At 54.1% G+C, this 17278-nt stretch carries 16 protein-coding genes; 7 read left to right on the plus strand and 9 right to left on the minus strand.

From position 1 onward, the window contains the following. The first annotated feature begins 86 nt into the window (after positions 1-86). The gene (locus ABLV17_RS23160; RefSeq protein WP_348854693.1) at positions 87-1493 is read left to right on the plus strand and encodes an MFS transporter; all 1407 of its coding nucleotides are present in this window, start codon (positions 87-89) and stop codon (positions 1491-1493) included. Here the strand turns inward: ABLV17_RS23160 and ABLV17_RS23165 are convergent. Then, a complete protein-coding gene (locus tag ABLV17_RS23165) occupies positions 1490-2680 on the minus strand; it encodes an MFS transporter (RefSeq protein ID WP_348854694.1) in 1191 nt (396 codons plus the stop codon). The two genes, ABLV17_RS23160 and ABLV17_RS23165, sit on opposite strands and share 4 nt — an antisense overlap. Before the next feature lie 104 nt (positions 2681-2784). On the opposite strand from ABLV17_RS23165, the gene ABLV17_RS23170 reads away from it, so the two are divergent. Further along, complete coding sequence (locus tag ABLV17_RS23170; protein ID WP_308958718.1) at positions 2785-3687, plus strand: LysR family transcriptional regulator; 903 nt, start codon at positions 2785-2787, stop codon at positions 3685-3687. Here ABLV17_RS23170 and ABLV17_RS23175 read toward each other — a convergent pair. Together ABLV17_RS23175 and ABLV17_RS23180 are read right to left on the minus strand one after the other, a co-directional pair. Then, positions 3684-4580: a LysR family transcriptional regulator gene (locus tag ABLV17_RS23175; protein ID WP_087859606.1), complete on the minus strand. Its 897-nt coding sequence runs from the start codon at positions 4578-4580 to the stop codon at positions 3684-3686. The two genes, ABLV17_RS23170 and ABLV17_RS23175, sit on opposite strands and share 4 nt — an antisense overlap. A 161-nt stretch (positions 4581-4741) precedes the next feature. Further along, positions 4742-7042 (minus strand): FdhF/YdeP family oxidoreductase, encoded by a 2301-nt coding sequence (locus ABLV17_RS23180; RefSeq protein WP_308958717.1) that lies wholly within the window; start codon positions 7040-7042, stop codon positions 4742-4744. A 453-nt stretch (positions 7043-7495) separates the two neighbouring features. Here ABLV17_RS23180 and ABLV17_RS23185 point away from each other — a divergent pair, with 453 nt between their 5' ends. The 3 genes from ABLV17_RS23185 to ABLV17_RS23195 are packed head-to-tail and all read left to right on the plus strand — an operon-like array spanning position 7496 to position 10078. Beyond that, entirely contained in the window at positions 7496-8905 is a 1410-nt protein-coding gene (locus ABLV17_RS23185; protein ID WP_015366505.1) for a cytochrome ubiquinol oxidase subunit I, read from the plus strand. 1 nt (position 8906) lies between these two features. Next, a complete protein-coding gene (gene cydB / locus ABLV17_RS23190) occupies positions 8907-9917 on the plus strand; it encodes a cytochrome d ubiquinol oxidase subunit II (protein WP_015705494.1) in 1011 nt (336 codons plus the stop codon). After that, on the plus strand, positions 9917-10078 hold the full coding sequence (locus tag ABLV17_RS23195) for a DUF2474 domain-containing protein (RefSeq protein ID WP_308959179.1): 162 nt from the start codon (positions 9917-9919) through the stop codon (positions 10076-10078). Before cydB ends, ABLV17_RS23195 begins: the two co-directional genes overlap by 1 nt. Positions 10079-10116: 38 nt before the next feature. Here the strand turns inward: ABLV17_RS23195 and ABLV17_RS23200 are convergent, their stop codons facing one another. From ABLV17_RS23200 to ABLV17_RS23225, 6 genes are all read right to left on the minus strand, one after another. Beyond that, positions 10117-11034, minus strand: coding sequence for a bestrophin family ion channel (locus ABLV17_RS23200; RefSeq protein ID WP_113373325.1), 918 nt, complete (start codon positions 11032-11034; stop codon positions 10117-10119). 384 nt (positions 11035-11418) lie between these two features. Beyond that, positions 11419-12363, minus strand: coding sequence for a Dyp-type peroxidase (locus ABLV17_RS23205; protein ID WP_015366501.1), 945 nt, complete (start codon positions 12361-12363; stop codon positions 11419-11421). Positions 12364-12433: 70 nt separating this feature from the next. Then, a complete protein-coding gene (locus ABLV17_RS23210; RefSeq protein ID WP_348854695.1) occupies positions 12434-13360 on the minus strand; it encodes a cation diffusion facilitator family transporter in 927 nt (308 codons plus the stop codon). Positions 13361-13526: 166 nt separating this feature from the next. After that, positions 13527-14396 (minus strand): oxygenase MpaB family protein, encoded by an 870-nt coding sequence (locus ABLV17_RS23215; protein ID WP_308959093.1) that lies wholly within the window; start codon positions 14394-14396, stop codon positions 13527-13529. 117 nt (positions 14397-14513) lie between these two features. Beyond that, a complete protein-coding gene (locus ABLV17_RS23220; protein WP_015366497.1) occupies positions 14514-14945 on the minus strand; it encodes an OsmC family protein in 432 nt (143 codons plus the stop codon). A 44-nt stretch (positions 14946-14989) separates the two neighbouring features. Continuing rightward, entirely contained in the window at positions 14990-15874 is an 885-nt protein-coding gene (locus ABLV17_RS23225) for a LysR family transcriptional regulator (RefSeq protein WP_015366496.1), read from the minus strand. A gap of 112 nt (positions 15875-15986) precedes the next feature. Here ABLV17_RS23225 and ABLV17_RS23230 point away from each other — a divergent pair, with 112 nt between their 5' ends. Further along, on the plus strand, positions 15987-16838 hold the full coding sequence (locus ABLV17_RS23230) for a Vmh family MBL fold metallo-hydrolase (protein ID WP_087859600.1): 852 nt from the start codon (positions 15987-15989) through the stop codon (positions 16836-16838). Between the two features lie 174 nt (positions 16839-17012). Continuing rightward, positions 17013-17153, plus strand: a complete 141-nt coding sequence (gene sra / locus ABLV17_RS23235; RefSeq protein ID WP_015366494.1) for a stationary-phase-induced ribosome-associated protein — start codon at positions 17013-17015, stop codon at positions 17151-17153. The last annotated feature ends 125 nt before the right edge of the window (positions 17154-17278 follow it).

Consider the following 17278-nt stretch of genomic DNA (forward strand, 5'->3'; position numbering starts at 1 on the left):
TGATGCCGCTAACAATTAAAAATTTAAAACCATTAACAACCAATTAACATTAGCAGGCAAACATTTCTCCTGAGGAAAATAATAATATGTCTACCACCCAGGTTCTCGGCGAGGCCTCCTTTAGCCCGCCAGGACAACATCCCGACAGCTTAACCGCGCGTATCGACGCTTTGCCCTCCTCGCCCAGTCTTTGGTCTTTTATCACCCTGCTGGCATTAGGCGGTTTTTTCGAACTCTACGACCTGTTCCAGACCGGTTATATCAGCACTGGCCTGCTCGCCGAGAATATTTTTCATACCGGAAAAGACGGGGTATTCGGTATTGCCGATCAGGCAGCCTTCGCTTCCTCGACCTTTATGGGGTTGTTTATCGGAGCCAGTCTGCTCGCGCCGCTCGCGGACAGGCTCGGACGCCGCCTGACCTTTATGTTCGCGCTGGCATGGTATGGCATCTTTTCGCTGATTATGGCGCTACAAAATAGCGCTGAAGGGGTCATTTTCTTTCGTTTCCTGGTCGGGGTCGGCCTGGGGATTGAACTGGTAACAATTGATACTTATCTCAGTGAGTGGATGCCGACGCATTTACGTAATAAAGCCTTCGCCTACGCCTTCTTTATTCAGTTTCTCTCGGTCCCGACGGTCGCGCTGATGTCCTGGCTACTGGTGCCAATGACCATCCTCGGCCTGAGCGGCTGGCGTTGGGTGATTATTCTTGGCGCCCTGTGTTCATTGGTCATTTGGGTCATCCGTAAAAAGCTGCCGGAATCCGCCCGCTGGCTGGAAAGCAAAGGCCGCCACGATGACGCGCACCGGGTGATGTGTGAAATGGAAAAGCGCTGCGGTTTATCGCCTTCCCGACGCCCTGCCACGTCGGCGGTAGCGCCGCCGCAGCGCGGTAATTTTAAAGAAATTTGGGCGCCGCAGTACCGGCAACGTACCCTCATGTTAATGGTGATGAACTTTTTCCAGGCCATCGGCTTCTTTGGTTTCGGTAACTGGCTGCCCGCGCTGCTTTCCGGCCAGGGTGCCAGCATTACCCACAGCCTGCTGTACGCCTTCTTTATCACCCTTGCCTATCCGCTTGGTTGCCTGTTCTGCACTCGTTTTGTCCATCGTTTTGAAAACAAATGGCAAATTGTCCTGTCAGCGCTGATGACGGTGATCTTCGGCACACTGTTCGCTTTACAAAATAACCCAGTACTGCTGGTTATCTGTGGCTTTATGATCACCTGGTCTAATGCCTGGCTCACCATCAGCTATCACGCCTATCAGGCCGAAGTGTTCCCGACCCACATCCGCGCTCGGGCGGTAGGTTTTTGCTACTCCTTTAGCCGTCTGTCTACCGCGGTCACCAGTATTATGATTGGTGTGATCCTGCAATATGCCGGTACCCCGGGAGTGATTAGCTTTATCGTCGCCAGTATGTTGATGGTCATGTTGTCGGTAGGCGTATTTGGGCCAAGAACCCGGGGAATTCGCCTGGAGAATATTTAAACCTCACTAACGCCGCCGGGCGCCCGTTCGGCGGCGTTGCGTACGAGTATTTTTTCTTGATAGCGCAGTAAACATGGCTGCAGCAAGGCGCTAACTCCGCTAAATGCAATCAAGCCAGTAGACGCCTGCCGACTCATCTCGCCATCGGCCAGCCACAGTGAGCAGAGCATAAAAGCAAGCGCGGTACTGAATGACATGAAACCGCCTTGCAGAGTGGTAAATCCCGCTCGCCAGTTATCGTCCGGGAACCGAATCGCCACCGCCGAGGAGGCAACCAGCCGGCTATAAGATGCTCCCAGGAAGGCAATCATGAACAGCCAGCTCGCACCGTCCAGCCAAAGCACCATCAGCAAACTGATGATAAAAACTGCGGTTGCCGCCAGGCTCAGCCGATAGCCGCCAAAGCGTTGACATAGACTGCCGCTAAACTTTGTTGCCGCGAATCCCGCGATCCCGCCGAGAAAGAATAACCACGGTAGCGCTTCACTGCTTGCCTGCATATTACCCATCAGCAAAGGCACCAGGATCGGCAGTAACAGCATCGGGCTAAATTGGGTTAACGCATTGCCGCTGGCGAATAACAGCATCGTTGGCGTGATGCGTATCTTTGTACCAGAGCCTGCGCCGCCGGAAGTCTTCGGCAGGCCAAGGTGGATCATGAATAGCGCCAGCAGGCAAAGAACGCCAATCAATGCCGGCGCGGTCTGCCAACCGAAACGTTCGCAGAGAAACAACATGGCGGGCATGCCGATAATACTGACTAGCGAAAAGGCAGAGATGACCGTCGCCAATAAGCGCGCGCGGTGTTGCTGGTCCGCCGCGTTGATCAGTAAACTGCTGGCCACCCCCATCGTCATCCCGCCGAGGAGCCCGGCCAAAAAACGCAGTATCAGCAACAATATGAAGTGCTGGGTAGCCAGAACCATCAGCGTTAACACTCCCAGTAACGCCATATTAACCAGTAGAAACGTTCGCGGATTTAGCCTTCCCACCAGGCGCCATGCCCCAATACCAGAAACGACCGATGCGAGCGTGTAAATACCGCTGACATAACCTGCCCAGCTCACCGGCACCTGAAAAGTTGGCGCCATGTAGACAAATAGCGGATTGAAAATCATATATTCGAGCGCGTTGGTAAATTGGATAAAAGCGATGATCGCGCCCATTCGCCGTAGATTTATGGTCATTACACTTCCTCTCATTAGGGGAAGCGTCAGTTTATCGGCTAGTAAAAATGCGCATAAGGCGGTAAAAATGGGCGGGTTAATTATCAAAAATGGGATAATCAGCAGTGAGTAAACTGGATTTGAATGCACTACGGCTGTTTGTGAATGTCGTGGAAAATGGCAGTTTCAGCGGCGCGGCGCGGGCGTTACGTATGCCATCGTCAAATGTCAGTCGCCAGATTTCTCAACTGGAAGAAAAACTGCAATTGCGGCTTATCCAGCGCAGCACCAGACACATGCATCTCACCGATGCCGGACAGGCATTTTTTAATAGTATGCGCCCCCTGCTCGATCAGCTCGCGGCAACCGAAGCGGCCTTGACTCAACAGCAGGCCGATCCTGAAGGACTGTTGCGCTTATGTCTGCCCAACGAGATTGGACCGACGATTTTTGGCCCCCTGCTGGCGCAGTTCGCCATGCGTTATCCCAACATTGAAGTAAGCTGTGTGGTCAGCCTTGCCGGAGCCGACGCGCTTAAAGAGGATATTGACATTGCCGTCGCCATCGTTCGTGGCAAGATGGATGATGCCAGCTATATCGCCAGGCCGTTAGCGACATTTCCCTGCTGTGTTGTCGCAGCACCTTCTCTGTTAGAAAAATACGGCCAACCAGTACGTTGCGAGCAGCTTGCCTCGCTTCCCTGTATCACCACCGTCAGCGCGCTGAAGGGGCAAGCCTGGCAATTCATAACCGCACGGAACGTGTTTAAAAAAGTGAACGTCCAGGCCCACTTTCGGGTGAATAGCGGAGAGATCGCCCTTTATGCCGCCGTCGCTGGCGTGGGTTTCGCCATCCTTGCTGAACAGGCTTGCCGCCCGTTTATCGCCTCAGGTCAATTAAAGGTGATTGAACTGGAGCTACCGCCGGCGCCGCTACATCTCGTGGCGCTGTATCGCGAACGCCATTTTTTACCCGCCCGATCTCGCGTCTGGCTCGATTTCATGCAACAACATTTTGCCGCCGATTAAGTGTGCGGCGTTTCGCTAAAGATCGCCTGTGCATCGGCGAAACATTTTTCCGCCAGCGACGACACCGGCTCCTGATTGCGCATGATGAGCGCAAGCGTGGAATCTACTTCGGTTTCCGCGATGGGAATAATCGCCAGATTGTCGCTCAGCGCTTCCAGGCCGTTATTGAGCGGCATGATGGCGCAACAGATCCCGGCCTGTACCGCCTGGATTATCTGAAATGTCGAATCGCTTTCAAAGACATATTTCGGCGTTAACCCTTTGGCTTTGAAGCTCATTTCGATCGATTCACGATAATACATTCCCTTGGTAAGGAAACCGAGCGGTAGCCCCGCTAATGTCTCCCACTCGGGTATGCCTGCGTCAAACTGGAAATGGCGACTGTCATGCAGCAGGCCCATTCGCGTTTTCGGCAGCCAGGTGACGTTAAATAATTCGCTATCGACGTGGTGCAAATAGCAGATGCCAAGATCGAGCTGGTTGCGGCTGACGCCGTCAATAATTTGCTCAGAGGTCATCGACAGCAGACTGAACTGCAGTTCTGGGTATTTTTCCGCCAGCGGTTTGATCAATTGCATCGGGTTCAGGCTGGCTAACGGCACCATGCCTACGCGTAACTGGCCCACCATCTGGCCGCGACAAATCGCCGCTTCAGCCGCCAGGCCGTCGTGCGCAGCCAGTAGCGCCCGCGCCCAGGCGAGGATGCGTTCCCCTTCCGGGGTGAAGCCTTCGAAGCGTTGGCCGCGCTGAATCAGCGTGAGATTAAGTTCGTCTTCCAGGTTGCGAATGCGCATTGAAAGCGTCGGTTGGGTGATATGGCAGGCCGCCGCGGCCTGGCCGAAATGGCGCGTCTGATCGAGCGCGATCAGATATTTCAGCTGTTTAATGTCCATCTTAACTTCCAGAATAGTGACGTCCGCTGGTCATTCGTGGACGCGATGCAGAACACAGCTGCGATAAGATATGTTATTTAAATGTTACTTGCGGTAGGGGCTTATTTCAAGATGCCATTTGCCAGTGGCCCGGTCTTAGGCCACTGGCAACATTCAGCAAATTAACGCAGACCGGGGACGGCGCGCACCTCTTTAGAACGCAGCGTCAGGCGGATAGGAACTGACTTGTACGACGGCGTTCCGCTCTCTTCATCGATGTAATCCAGCGGCACCAACACGTTGGCTTCCGGATAATAAGCGCCCACGGTGCCCGGCGCGATGCTATAAGCAACCACGGTGATATCCTCAAGGCGCAGGTCGCTATTCGGGAGCGCGGTGAAAATGTCGACACGATCGCCATGCTCCAGCCCCTGCTCGGCCATATCCTGCTCATTCATAAACAGCACATCGCGGCGGCCAAACACCCCGCGATAGCGATCGTCCATCGCGTAAATCGTGGTGTTGTACTGATCGTGACTGCGCAGCGTAACCAGGCGCATCACGTCGTCGCCGTCAACCCGGCTGTTCTCATGGACGCCTTTGAACACCGAGAACATCGCTTTGCCGGTCGGCGTCGGCCAGATCCGCTCGGTTGGCGGCAGCGGCATACGGAAACCGCCCGGATGACGAATACGTTCGTTATAATCCTCGAACCCGGGGATAGTCTGCTCGATGAGATCGCGAATGCGGTCATAATCCGCCACCAGCGATAACCAGTCGATCTTGCTGTTCGGCAGCGTCGCCGACGCCATCCCGGCGACAATAGCCGGTTCCGAGCGCAGTCGGTCAGAGGCCGGTTTCAGTTTACCTGATGAGGCGTGGACCATCGACATCGAGTCTTCTACGGTGATTGACTGGCGTCCGCTCTCCTGCATATCGAGTTCGGTGCGGCCCAGACAAGGCAAAATAAAGGTCTCTTTGGCTACCAGCAGATGCGAACGGTTCAGTTTGGTGCCGATGTGCACGCTAAGATCCAGCCCACGCATCGCCGGGAACGCCCGCTCATGATCCGGCATCGCCACCGCAAAATTACCGCCAAGGCAGATCAGCGCTTTCGCTTCACCGGCAACCATCGCCTGCAGGGCTTTTACCGCATCATGGCCATGTCCGCGCGGTGCGACAAAGCCGAACACGCTTTCAAGATTATTCAGAAAATCGGCACTCGGTTTTTCGGTAATACCAACGGTACGGTTGCCCTGAACGTTAGAGTGACCGCGCAGCGGGCAGATGCCGGCCCCCGGTTTGCCGATATTGCCGCGCATCAGCAGAAGGTCGGCGATCAATCGGACGTTAGAGGTGCCTTTGTTATGCTGGGTGATCCCCATGCCATAGGTCACGATAGTGGCGTTGGATTTGGCGTAGGCAACGGCAACGCGCTGCAGATCGTCACGAGTTAATCCGGACTCACGCTCAATTTCCGGCCAACTAGTCTGACGTAAATCTTCGGCAAAAGCGTCGAAGCCGAGGGTGTGCTCGTTAATAAACGTCTGGTCCAGCACCTGGCCCTGGTCCGCTTCAATCTCCAGTAACGCCTTAGCGATCCCTTTCAGCGCCGCGGCATCGCCGCCCGCTCTCACCTGGAAATAGGTTGAGGCGATATTCGTCGAGCTGTAGGTCGCCATTTCAATAACGTTCTGTGGGTCGGCAAAACGTTCCAGTGCCCTTTCACGCAGCGGGTTAAAGACGATAATCGGCACACCGCGGCGAGACAGTTCATGCAACGTGCCCATCATGCGCGGATGGTTGGTTCCGGGGTTGTGACCGATGGAAATAACCAGTTCCGTTTTGTCAAAGTCGTCCAAAGACACCGTGCCTTTACCGATACCGATCGATTGTGGTAGACCGACGCTGGTCGCCTCGTGGCACATATTGGAGCAGTCCGGGAAGTTATTGGTGCCGAACTCGCGGGCGTAAAGCTGGAACAGATATGCCGCTTCGTTAGAGGCGCGCCCGGAGGTATAGAACTCAACTTCATCGGGCTGCATGCCCTGTAATACTTCGCCAATGCGGGCAAACGCGCTTTCCCAGGAGACCGGGCGCAGCGTGTCGCTTTCGCGATCGTAAGACAAGGGATGGGTAATACGTCCGTAACCTTCCAGTTCAAAGTCGCTTTTCGCCAGCAGCGAGGTCACGGTATTGGCGGCGAGGAACTCTGGTGTCACGCGTTTGCTGGTGGCTTCCCAGGTAACCGCCTTCGCGCCGTTCTCACAAAACTGGAAGGTTGATTTATGTTCTTTATCCGGCCAGGCGCAGCCGGGGCAGTCAAAACCGTCAGGCTGGTTGGTACGCAGCAGCGTGACCGGGGCGTCAAGCGCGTCCATTTGCGTACGCACGGCGATGGCAGTCGCTTTTAACGCCCCCCATCCACCCGCTGGGCCATCATAGGGATGAACACCGGGGACAGCGCGTTTTTTCTTATTCATATGAACTCCTGAATACTCTCTTCAGCTAACGGATGTTATTAACAACATTGGTCACGGTTTTTTGCGGCGATGTTAAATAACCACAGTAATTAAGCGGGAAATACCACATTTCATTTTGCAATGAATAGCAAATGACAGGGTTAACTCGTTGTTTTTAATCTTTAACTAAATGTCTGGTTAAAATGAAATGAGCAATTTTGTTCGTTAACTAAATAATAACATGCCATTTCGTGTTGTATAATAGATGTTATCTATCGGGTGTTAAATTTAACCTATTTGATAATTAAAGAATTAATTTTAAACTTTATTATCAAGGGCATTAACATATTTCAATGCCCGGCAACGCCGTAATTTAATTGTCATTAACAGGAGGCTTTGCGCAGGTAAAGCCGTATCCGCTATGCAGAAAATATTCCATAAATACAATGAAGTAATGTCGTACAGGGGTGAGCCATGTTCGGATTAGATGCCTTTTATTTAGCCCGGATACAGTTTGCATTTACTGTATCTTTCCACATCATTTTCCCCGCTATTACCATTGGTCTCGCCAGCTACCTTGCGGTACTGGAAGGCCTGTGGTTAAAAACAAAAGAGGATACCTACCGCCAGCTCTATCATTTCTGGTCAAAAATATTTGCCGTTAATTTTGGCATGGGCGTCGTTTCCGGCCTGGTGATGGCCTATCAGTTCGGCACCAACTGGAGCGGGTTCTCGCAGTTCGCCGGTAGTATTACCGGACCGCTATTGACCTATGAAGTCCTGACCGCCTTCTTCCTCGAAGCCGGCTTTCTTGGCGTCATGCTGTTCGGCTGGCATCGCGTCGGCCGCGGCCTGCACTTCTTCGCGACCTGTATGGTGGCGCTGGGCACGCTGTTTTCCACCTTCTGGATCCTCGCGTCCAATAGCTGGATGCATACGCCGCAGGGCTACATTATCGAGAATGGCATCGTGGTGCCGGTAGACTGGCTGAAGGTCGTTTTTAACCCTTCATTCCCGTATCGCCTGCTGCACATGTCCACCGCCGCCTTCCTTGCCAGCGCCTTTTTCGTCGGCGCTTCGGCGGCCTGGCATCTGCTGAAGGGCAATGACACGCCGGCAATCCGCAAGATGTTCTCGATGGCGCTGTGGATGGCGCTGATCGTCGCCCCCATTCAGGCGATGATTGGTGATGCGCACGGTCTGAATACGCTCGAACATCAACCGGCAAAAATCGCCGCGATTGAAGGACACTGGGAGAATAAACCGGGTGAGGCCACGCCATTAGTGCTGTTTGGTCTGCCGGATATGGATGAGGAGCGCACCAAATATAAAATTGAGGTTCCCTATCTTGGCAGCATCATCCTGACCCATAGCCTCGATAAACAGGTTCCAGCCTTAAAAAGTTTCCCGAAAGAAGACCGACCAAATTCCACCATTATCTTCTGGTCGTTCAGGGTGATGGCCGGGCTCGGTATGTTAATGGTACTGCTCGGCGTGGTCAGCGCCTGGCTGCGCTGGCGTGGCCGGCTTTACACGTCAAAACCGTTCCTGCGTTTTGCCCTGTTGATGGGCCCTTCCGGGCTGGTCGCGCTACTGGCAGGCTGGTTTACTACTGAGATTGGCCGTCAGCCGTGGGTAGTCTATGGCGTTCAGCGCACCCGGGATGCGGTCTCCGCCCATGGCGATCTGCATATGTCCCTCAGCCTGCTGGCCTTTATCGTGGTCTACGCCTCGGTGTTTGGCGTCGGCTACGTGTATCTGATTCGCCTGATAAAGAAAGGGCCGGAAAGTGCGCACACGCCGGAAGACCCGACTCAGAACCAAACCCCTGCCCGCCCGCTGTCCGCAGTGCGCGAACCTATGAATACCTCAGGGAGAAAATAATATGGGTATCGACCTGTCAATTATCTGGTTCACGATCATCGTTTTTGCCACCTTGATGTATATCGTGATGGACGGTTTCGATCTCGGGATCGGCATTCTGTTCCCGTTTAATAAAAATGAAACCGACCGCGACATGATGATGAATAGCGTCGCGCCGGTGTGGGACGGCAACGAAACCTGGATGGTGCTGGGCGGCGCGGCGCTGTATGGCGCGTTTCCGCTGGCCTACGCGGTGATCATCGATGCGCTCAGCATCCCGTTAACCGCTATGTTACTGGGGCTGATTTTCCGCGGCGTGGCGTTTGAGTTTCGCTTTAAGGCGACGCCGGAACATCGTCCGTTGTGGGATAAAGCGTTTATCGGCGGTTCGCTATTGGCGACGTTTAGTCAGGGGATCGCCGTTGGCACCCTGCTCAACGGCCTCAGCGTCACGGGTCGTGAATTTAGCGGCTCAACCCTCGACTGGCTGGCGCCCTTCCCGCTGTTTTGCGGCGTCGGGCTGGTGATTGCCTACGCGCTGTTGGGCTGTACCTGGCTGATAATGAAAACCGAAGGCGCTCTGCATCGCAAAATGTCCGAGCTGGCGATCCCGCTGACGCTGGCGTTACTGGCAGTGGTCGCCATTATCAGCATCTGGACGCCGCTGACTCACCCGGAAATCGCTCACCGCTGGTTTACGTTCCCCAATATCATCTGGTTTATGCCGGTGCCGTTGTTGGTGCTGGTTTGCTGCTGGGGGATTGTCCGTAGCGCCTACAATCGTCAGGCCAGTTATGGGCCGTTTTTACTCACCCTGGCGCTGGTGTTCCTCGGGTTCAGCGGCCTTGGGATCAGCATCTGGCCGAATATTATTCCACCGGCAATCTCTATCTGGCAGGCCGCTTCGCCGCCGCAGAGCCAGGGCTTTATGCTGGTCGGCGGGCTGCTGATCATTCCGGTTATTTTGATGTACACCTGCTGGAGCTACTACGTGTTCCGCGGCAAAATCAAACCCGATGAGGGGTATCATTGATGGCGACTCAATCTGATAAAACGTTAACGACGCATCCTCGTCCGTTCTGGCACAAATTGATGTGGCTGGTGATTATCTGGGGGGCCAGCGTGCTGGCGCTCGGCGTGGTCGCCACCTTCTTTAAGTTATTGATGACGGCGGCAGGAATGCGCACTCACTAATACTAAACGCCGGACGGGCTGACCCGCCCGGCGTTTTTTTATGTAAGGTTGTAATAACGGTCAGGCTGCATTTTTTCCGGCAACGGATGTTGCCCGGTCATATCCATCAAATTACGTTCAATGGTATTGCACATTGCATTGAGCGGTAGATCGTTGGCCGAAGTGCCAAACGGATCCTCCAGCTCTTCCGCCAGGGAATCCCATGACAGGAAGGTGTAGGAAATAAATACCGAAACAAACGGCGTCATATAATGCAAATCGCCCACCAGCGCGAACGGCAGCAACGTACAAAAAAGATACACCGTGCGCTGTAAAATCAAGGTGTAAGCAAACGGCACCGGCGTACTCGCCAGACGCTCGCAGCCGCCCAGGACATGGGCTAGCTCGTCGAGTTTATTATCCATCAAGCCGTAGGTAATATCGCTGAGCATACCCTGCTCGCGCAGCTTCCCTAACTCATTACCAATCAATAATAAAATTCGGTTAGTCGGCATTGAGCTGGCGAGAATTTCCGCCACTTTCTCTTTCGGCAACAGGCGATACAGGTCGACCGCCGGGTCGGTTTTACGCAACTGATGCTTAAGGCTCCAGCTGAACGCCACCAGGTAACTGACTAACGTTTTATGCGTTTCCGCCTCGGCTGGAAGGATATTTTTCAGCTGCCGCACCAGCGTTCGTTCGGCAATCAGCACGGTTCCCCATAAATTACGCGCCTCAACGAAGCGGCTGTAGCTCGCGCTATTACGAAAGCCGAGAAAAATCGCAATCGCGATCCCCAACAGGCTAAATGGCGCAACGGTTAAGTGAATGCCAAGTTGTTCATACCATTGATAGCTGATGATGGCGATGACCGACATCAGGACGTTCAATAGCAGGCGGAAAACAATTTTTGACAGCACGGAACCGTGCCAGTCAAACAGACGAAAAAACCAGTGTTGTTCTGGCCGGATGATCATTGTATTACTTCCTGAAGACCCAATGATGCTCAGTACATACCCTAATGAAAAATGATGGGTATATACCCGTCATACTTCAAGTTGCATGTGCGTTGGCTTTCCTCGCTCACCCCAGTCACTTACTGGAGTAAGCTCCTGGGGATTCCCTGCGTCGCCGCCTTCCTGCAACTCGAATTATTTAGGGTATAGATATTATCTATTAAGCCATTGGTTAATTTTATTGTACACAAACACGACATCGCGTTGATAACCGCCATTAATTAGCGATGAATTAATGGTGGTTTAATTATGGGCTGTTTTTATTTTTCACGCAATATTCGGCCTGCAAAGCAGGCCGGAGAAATAAACCATCAGCGGCTGCGTAATGGCGGATATTATGCAGGGTTATTCAGCCTGACGACTGGATAATTCTTCAAGTAGCGTCGCAGAAGGTACAAAGAACAGACTGCCGGTAACCGGGCGGCTATAATCGAGCAGTCGATCGTAATTACCGGCTGGGCGACCGACAAACATGTTTTCCAGCATCTGTTCGATGGGCGCCGGGCTGCGCGCATAACCGATAAAATAGGTACCAAACTCGCCCATGCCGGGTTTGCCGAACGGCATGTTGTCGCGCAGGATTTTAATCTCCTCGCCGTTCTCTTCAAGGGTGGTCAGCGAACTGTGCGAACAACTTGGTTTGACGTCGGCATCCAGTTCGATGTTGGTCATTTTTTTACGCCCGATAATACGCTCCTGCTGCTCGACGGTTAACGCATTCCAGCCCGCCATATCGTGCAGATATTTCTGCACAATCACGTAGCTACCACCGGCGAAATCCGGGTCTTCATCGCCGATAATGGTGAAATCCGCCGCCGCGCGCCCCTGCGGATTTTCACTGCCGTCCACAAAACCGATCATCGCCCGACGGTCGAAATAGCGGAAGCCGTGCACTTCATCGACAACCGTCACCGCGTCACCCAGTTTATCCATCAACTGCGTCGCCAGTTCGAAGCTAAGCCCCATATCATCGGAACGGATATGCAGCAGCAGATCGCCCGGCGTAGAGACCGCCACGCGCTCTCCGCTGCCCACGCGGCGAAAAGGATGCAGCTGCTGCGGGGTGGGCTGGCCAAACAACTGCGGCCAGATTTCAGCGCCAAATCCGCAGATGCAGGAAATCCCCGCCTCCGGCATGCGGGTACCAACGGAACGCACCACCGCGGCGAAATCATCGCACCAGTCGCGCACGCGGCTCAGGCTCTCTGCGCTGCGCGCTACGGTCGCGACGATAAATATCGCCGTTCGCGGCAGGGGTAAAGTAATCGCCTGAGGTTCGTTAATTTTCATATCATCCTCTGTTATTGCCAATTAACGGCAAGGTAGCGTTGGCTCCTGCAGGCAGGAGTCGAAATGTTGTTTACGCGTGAGCCGGTTCGCCGCCGGGCGCTTCGTATGGATCAATGTGAATCATCACCTGTAGCACCGCATGGCGCGCGAGCACATTTTCCCGCACCGCCAGCGCGATAGCATGGCCTGCGCGAACCGACAGCTCGCCCGGAACTTCTATATGGACATCGACGAGGATCAGGTCGCCCGCCTTACGAGTTTTTAGATCATGCAGACCCACTACGCCGCCGGTTGCGGCGATGGTGTCGCGTATCGCATTCTGGGTTTGCGCGTCGACCGATCGATCCATTAAATCATGTAAAGCATCGCCGGCAAAAGTGTAACCCATTCGGGAAATCAATACCCCTACTAACAATGCCGCTACAGGATCCAACCAGACCATCCCCGCGAGATTGCCAACGATCCCCACCGCCACCACTACCGACGATGCTGCATCCGAGCGCGCATGCCAGGCGTTCGCAATTAATAATGACGATTGAATGCGCTTTGCTACCGCCAGCATATAACGGAACAGCGTCTCTTTTGCGATCAGCGCTGCAAGGGCTACCCATAATGCCGTTACATGCACGGATTGAATGGTTTCCGGATGGAGTAGTTTATCCACCGCCGACCACAACATGCCCACGCCGACAACCATTAAAATCGCGCCCAATATCAGCGACGCGCCATTTTCGTAGCGCCAGTGGCCATAATGATGATCGCTGTCGGAAGGTTTACGGCTTTTCTTATTGGCAATCAGAACTACAAAATCAGCAATTAAATCGGAAAGAGAGTGGATGCCATCGGCAATAAGTCCTTGCGACCCTGAAAACAGGCCGGCGATAATTTGCCCGGTCGATAAAAACAGATTAACGACTACGCTGACCAGGGTGCTTTTTCGCGCAGCCTGTGAACGCTGATGATATTTATTTTCACTCTGCTGTTTTTTATTTTCCATCATCCCTCCCGAATAAAGTGTGGATGATAGCCTGATATGAATCAGCGATATTCAATATTAATAGCTTGTTGATAATAAATTTAAAATAAATAGCCTGAGTTATAATATATAAATGCGAATGATTGCGCTTTAAAAATAGCCGACATTGAGCGGCTATTTTTTATTTTTATGACGTTGCCATTCGACGCATAGCGCAGTGATAAGCCCCATTGCGCACCGAAGCGCGGAGCACCCGCGCCACGCCATTGACCGCCACTCTGGCGGTTCGCCGCTGCAACGGATTGATAGGGATCGCCAGCATCTGCTGCGCCCAATCGGGGAGCAGATCGATTCCGGCGACCATCATCCAGCGTCCTACCGGCTGGCTTAGCCGGCCCGGCAGACGGGTGGTGAGCAGCACCTGCGCCACCTCCCGCGTTCGTTCATCACAACGTAACTGAGGGCGCATATCCTGCAAATACTCCGCCACCTGACGTGGCGTTTCGGGGATGTCTTCGGCGCCAAGTCGCCGGGCGACTTCCGCCGCTTCGCGATAGTATTGCTCCTGCCGCGCGGCAGTGACGATGGTGCGCTTATAACGCAGATGAGAGGCCATAAAGCTGCTGCATTCGGCCACGTGAACCCAGGTTAAGAGCGCCGGATCGCTGGCGCGATAAGGCGTACCGTCCGGCGCAACGCCGCTGATACGCTGATGGATCCCCTGTACTTTAGCGATTAATCTTTCGGCATCGTCGGTAGTGCCAAACGTGGTGGCTGAGATAAATTGACTGGTTCGGCGCAGGCGGCCAAAGATATCTTCACGAAAACGCGAATGATCCCACACACCGGCCAGCGCCAGCGGATGCAGCATCTGTAACAGTAGCGCGCTAATGCCGCCGCAGAGCATTGAGGTAAAGTCGCCGTGCACCTGCCAGATAGCCGACTGCGGGCCAAATAAACCCGGCTCGCCCTTGGGGTTTTCAAAATCAATCTCTTTTAGCGCCATCCCGGTTAAACCCAGGACCTGCGATTCAATCATGCCGCGTATGCTGTTCATTGCGTTATCCGTCGCTATCCGTAACGCCACCAACATATCACCATTCGCGGCGGCAGGCATTTGCCGACGGTGACTTTAAACGCCAACGCGCCCGCGCTACCGCGGGCGCGCCACGGATTAAGCGTTGAGCTGATAATCGAGGGAGATGTCGGCTTTCAGCACCTGCGAAACCGGGCAGCCAGCTTTGGCTTTTTGGATAATCGGATCAAAGGCCGCTTTATCGATACCCGGCAGGACAATATTGCTCTGCAGCGCGATCTTCGTGATGGCGAAGCCACCGCCGCTCTTATCCAGCGTGACCACCGCAACGGTATCGATAGAGGTCGCCGTATAGCCCTCTTCGCTGAGCATTAATGACAGCGCCATTGAGAAGCAGGCAGCATGGGCCGCGCCGATAAGCTCTTCCGGGTTAGTCCCTTTAACGCCTTCAAAGCGGGTATTAAAACCATAAGGTTGTTGGTTCAGCGCACCGCTTTCCGTCGAGACGGTGCCTTTACCGCTTTTCAAATCCCCTTCCCAATGCGCCTGACCTTTCTTATGAATTGCCATCGTTTCACTCCTTTTTGACGTTAAAGGAGTAAGTATAGACAGCTCTAGCTGACCTGGGACAACTGTTGCTGAATGGCCTCCAGAAACAGCGGCAGCGCGCTGGGCTGATAATCTCGTGACAGATAGATACCATAGACGGCCAGGGATTTTGGCGTATAGCCAGGCAGCACCTGTTTTAGCGCGCCGCTGTTAAGCGCGCGCCGGGCTTCCAGTTCCGGCAGCATGGCGATGCCGCACCCCGCCACCGCCGCTTCCATCAGCAGAGAGGAGATCCCGGCGCTCAGGTTGCCGGAGACGGCCACCGACACGGGTTCGCCCTGCGGATCGGTAAACTGCCATGTTGGGGTGGCGAAATGGCTATAGTGCAAACAGTTATGTTGACTGAGCTCCTCCGGCGAATTTATCTGGCCATGCTGCTGTAGCCATCGCGGCGATGCGCAGAGTACCGATCGGCAAATGCCGAGCCGCCGGGCTATTGCCCCCGGCTCCGGATTATCGGTGATCCGGATGGCGACATCGATACGCTCGCCAATCAGGCTCACCGGATGGTTGTTGATATCCAGTTCGAGACGCAGTTGGGGGTAACGGGCCAAAAATTCCGGTAGCAGCGGTGAGAGCAACTGCATGGCGGTAAAGTGCGCGCAGGCGACCCGCAACGTGCCGCTCGGCACCGCGCGTTCCGTCTGCCCCGCTATCTCATCCGCCAATTGCGTGAGGCTACGCGTTTTCTGCAATACCTTTTCACCAGCGCTGGTTAAGGTCAGTTTGCGCGTCGAACGATGAATGAGCCGGGTACCGGCCCAATGTTCCATCTGCTCCAGATAGCGACTCACCATCGGCCGCGACATTCCAAGCGCCCTGGCCGCCGCGCTCAAACTGCCCAGCTCGCATATCCGCATGTATACCTGGGCGGCGATAACTCGATCCATATCCGTATCCATCTGCACGTTTTATGAAACTCAGCATCTCTTTTTTCAGGAATTTTCGCAAATCGAGAATGACGTAAAATAAACCTATTCACCTGAAAGAGAGAAAACCAACATGAAAGTATCTGCCCTGGCCATCGCCACCGCCCTGTTCAGCACCACCGCTTTTGCCGCGCCGTTGACCCTGCAAACCTACAACCCGCAGGAGAACGCGATTTTCGCGGTGAACTCCACGCTGGCCTCCGGCCCGCACGAGGCGGTATTGTTTGACGCCCAGTTCAGCGTTAAAGATGGCGAAAAGCTGGTTGAGATGATCAACAAAAGCGGTAAGAAGCTCACGCACATTGTGATCACCTCTGGCGATCCGGATTTCTATTTTGGCCTTGAGCCGCTGGTGAAAGCCTTCCCGCAGGCCAAAGTGGTAGCGACCCCTCAAGTGGTTAAGCATATTGAAGAGACCAAAGCGGCGAAGCTGGCATACTGGGGCCCGCAGATGAAAGACGGCGCGCCGAAGCAGGTCTATGTTCCGCAGGTATTAGCCGCAGATAGCTTCACCATCGACGGCGAGAAAGTGGAAATTCGTCAGCCGCAGAACTACGGCGCATTCGTCTGGATCCCGGCGAATAAAGCGATTCTTGGCGGCACCGGCATCGCCTGGGGCATGCACGTCTGGACCGCCGATACCCAAAGCGCGGCGAGCCGTCAGCAGTGGCGCCAGACCCTTAACGATATGGCTGCGCTGCATCCGCAACAGGTGATCCCGGGCCACTACCTCGGCACGCCGCCGGCGGGCGATAAGGCTATCGTCTTCACCCGCGACTACCTGGAGAAATTCGAGCAGGCGCTGAAAGCGCATAAAGATTCCGCCAGCGTCATTAAAGCCATGCAGGCGCAGTATCCGGGTCTCGCTGAAGAAAGTTCGCTGGAGCTGAGCGCGAAAGTGAACACCGGCGAAATGAAGTGGTAATCGCCCGCGCCTGAATCGAGAACGCTCTTAATCTGCCGACGCAAGGTTGCTATTCGCAAAAAAATGGACCACGATAATCCCGTCGCGTTAAAAAGCGCGGCGTACTTAGGGTTACGTTTCGTCCGGCTTGCGTCGGGCTTGTCCTTGAAACCAGAACAGGATTAAGGAGTAAGAATGAAATCGAACCATCAGGCACGTCATCTTCTCGGTCTGAACTACAAGCTTTCCCGCCAGAAAAAAGTGGTGCTGGAAGGCGACGAAGAAACTACCGTTAACCATATCCATGCTACAGGCCGCAAACGCCGCGGTGGTTAATTTTTCAGCTGAGTGATGATAAAAACACCATCCGCTAAACAGGATGGTGTTTTTTTAAGACAATCCCACGCTTCGCATCCTTCTTTTGTTACCATCTGCTCTATACTCTGCCCGCTGCATTTCCT

The organism is Klebsiella sp. CN_Kp091 (assembly GCF_040065095.1).
Taxonomy (GTDB): Bacteria; Pseudomonadota; Gammaproteobacteria; order Enterobacterales; family Enterobacteriaceae; genus Klebsiella; species Klebsiella aerogenes.

Bases quoted from the DNA above. Each gene is read 5' to 3' on its own strand.
- ABLV17_RS23160 (WP_348854693.1), top strand. From the start codon at position 87: ATGTCTACCACCCAGGTTCTCGGCGAGGCCTCCTTTAGCCCGCCAGGA.
- ABLV17_RS23165 (WP_348854694.1), bottom strand. From the start codon at position 2,680: ATGACCATAAATCTACGGCGAATGGGCGCGATCATCGCTTTTATCCAA.
- ABLV17_RS23175 (WP_087859606.1), bottom strand. From the start codon at position 4,580: ATGGACATTAAACAGCTGAAATATCTGATCGCGCTCGATCAGACGCGC.
- ABLV17_RS23180 (WP_308958717.1), bottom strand. From the start codon at position 7,042: ATGAATAAGAAAAAACGCGCTGTCCCCGGTGTTCATCCCTATGATGGC.
- ABLV17_RS23185 (WP_015366505.1), top strand. From the start codon at position 7,496: ATGTTCGGATTAGATGCCTTTTATTTAGCCCGGATACAGTTTGCATTT.
- cydB (WP_015705494.1), top strand. From the start codon at position 8,907: ATGGGTATCGACCTGTCAATTATCTGGTTCACGATCATCGTTTTTGCC.
- ABLV17_RS23195 (WP_308959179.1), top strand. From the start codon at position 9,917: ATGGCGACTCAATCTGATAAAACGTTAACGACGCATCCTCGTCCGTTC.
- ABLV17_RS23200 (WP_113373325.1), bottom strand. From the start codon at position 11,034: ATGATCATCCGGCCAGAACAACACTGGTTTTTTCGTCTGTTTGACTGG.
- ABLV17_RS23205 (WP_015366501.1), bottom strand. From the start codon at position 12,363: ATGAAAATTAACGAACCTCAGGCGATTACTTTACCCCTGCCGCGAACG.
- ABLV17_RS23210 (WP_348854695.1), bottom strand. From the start codon at position 13,360: ATGGAAAATAAAAAACAGCAGAGTGAAAATAAATATCATCAGCGTTCA.
- ABLV17_RS23215 (WP_308959093.1), bottom strand. From the start codon at position 14,396: ATGAACAGCATACGCGGCATGATTGAATCGCAGGTCCTGGGTTTAACC.
- ABLV17_RS23220 (WP_015366497.1), bottom strand. From the start codon at position 14,945: ATGGCAATTCATAAGAAAGGTCAGGCGCATTGGGAAGGGGATTTGAAA.
- ABLV17_RS23225 (WP_015366496.1), bottom strand. From the start codon at position 15,874: ATGGATCGAGTTATCGCCGCCCAGGTATACATGCGGATATGCGAGCTG.
- ABLV17_RS23230 (WP_087859600.1), top strand. From the start codon at position 15,987: ATGAAAGTATCTGCCCTGGCCATCGCCACCGCCCTGTTCAGCACCACC.
- sra (WP_015366494.1), top strand. From the start codon at position 17,013: ATGAAATCGAACCATCAGGCACGTCATCTTCTCGGTCTGAACTACAAG.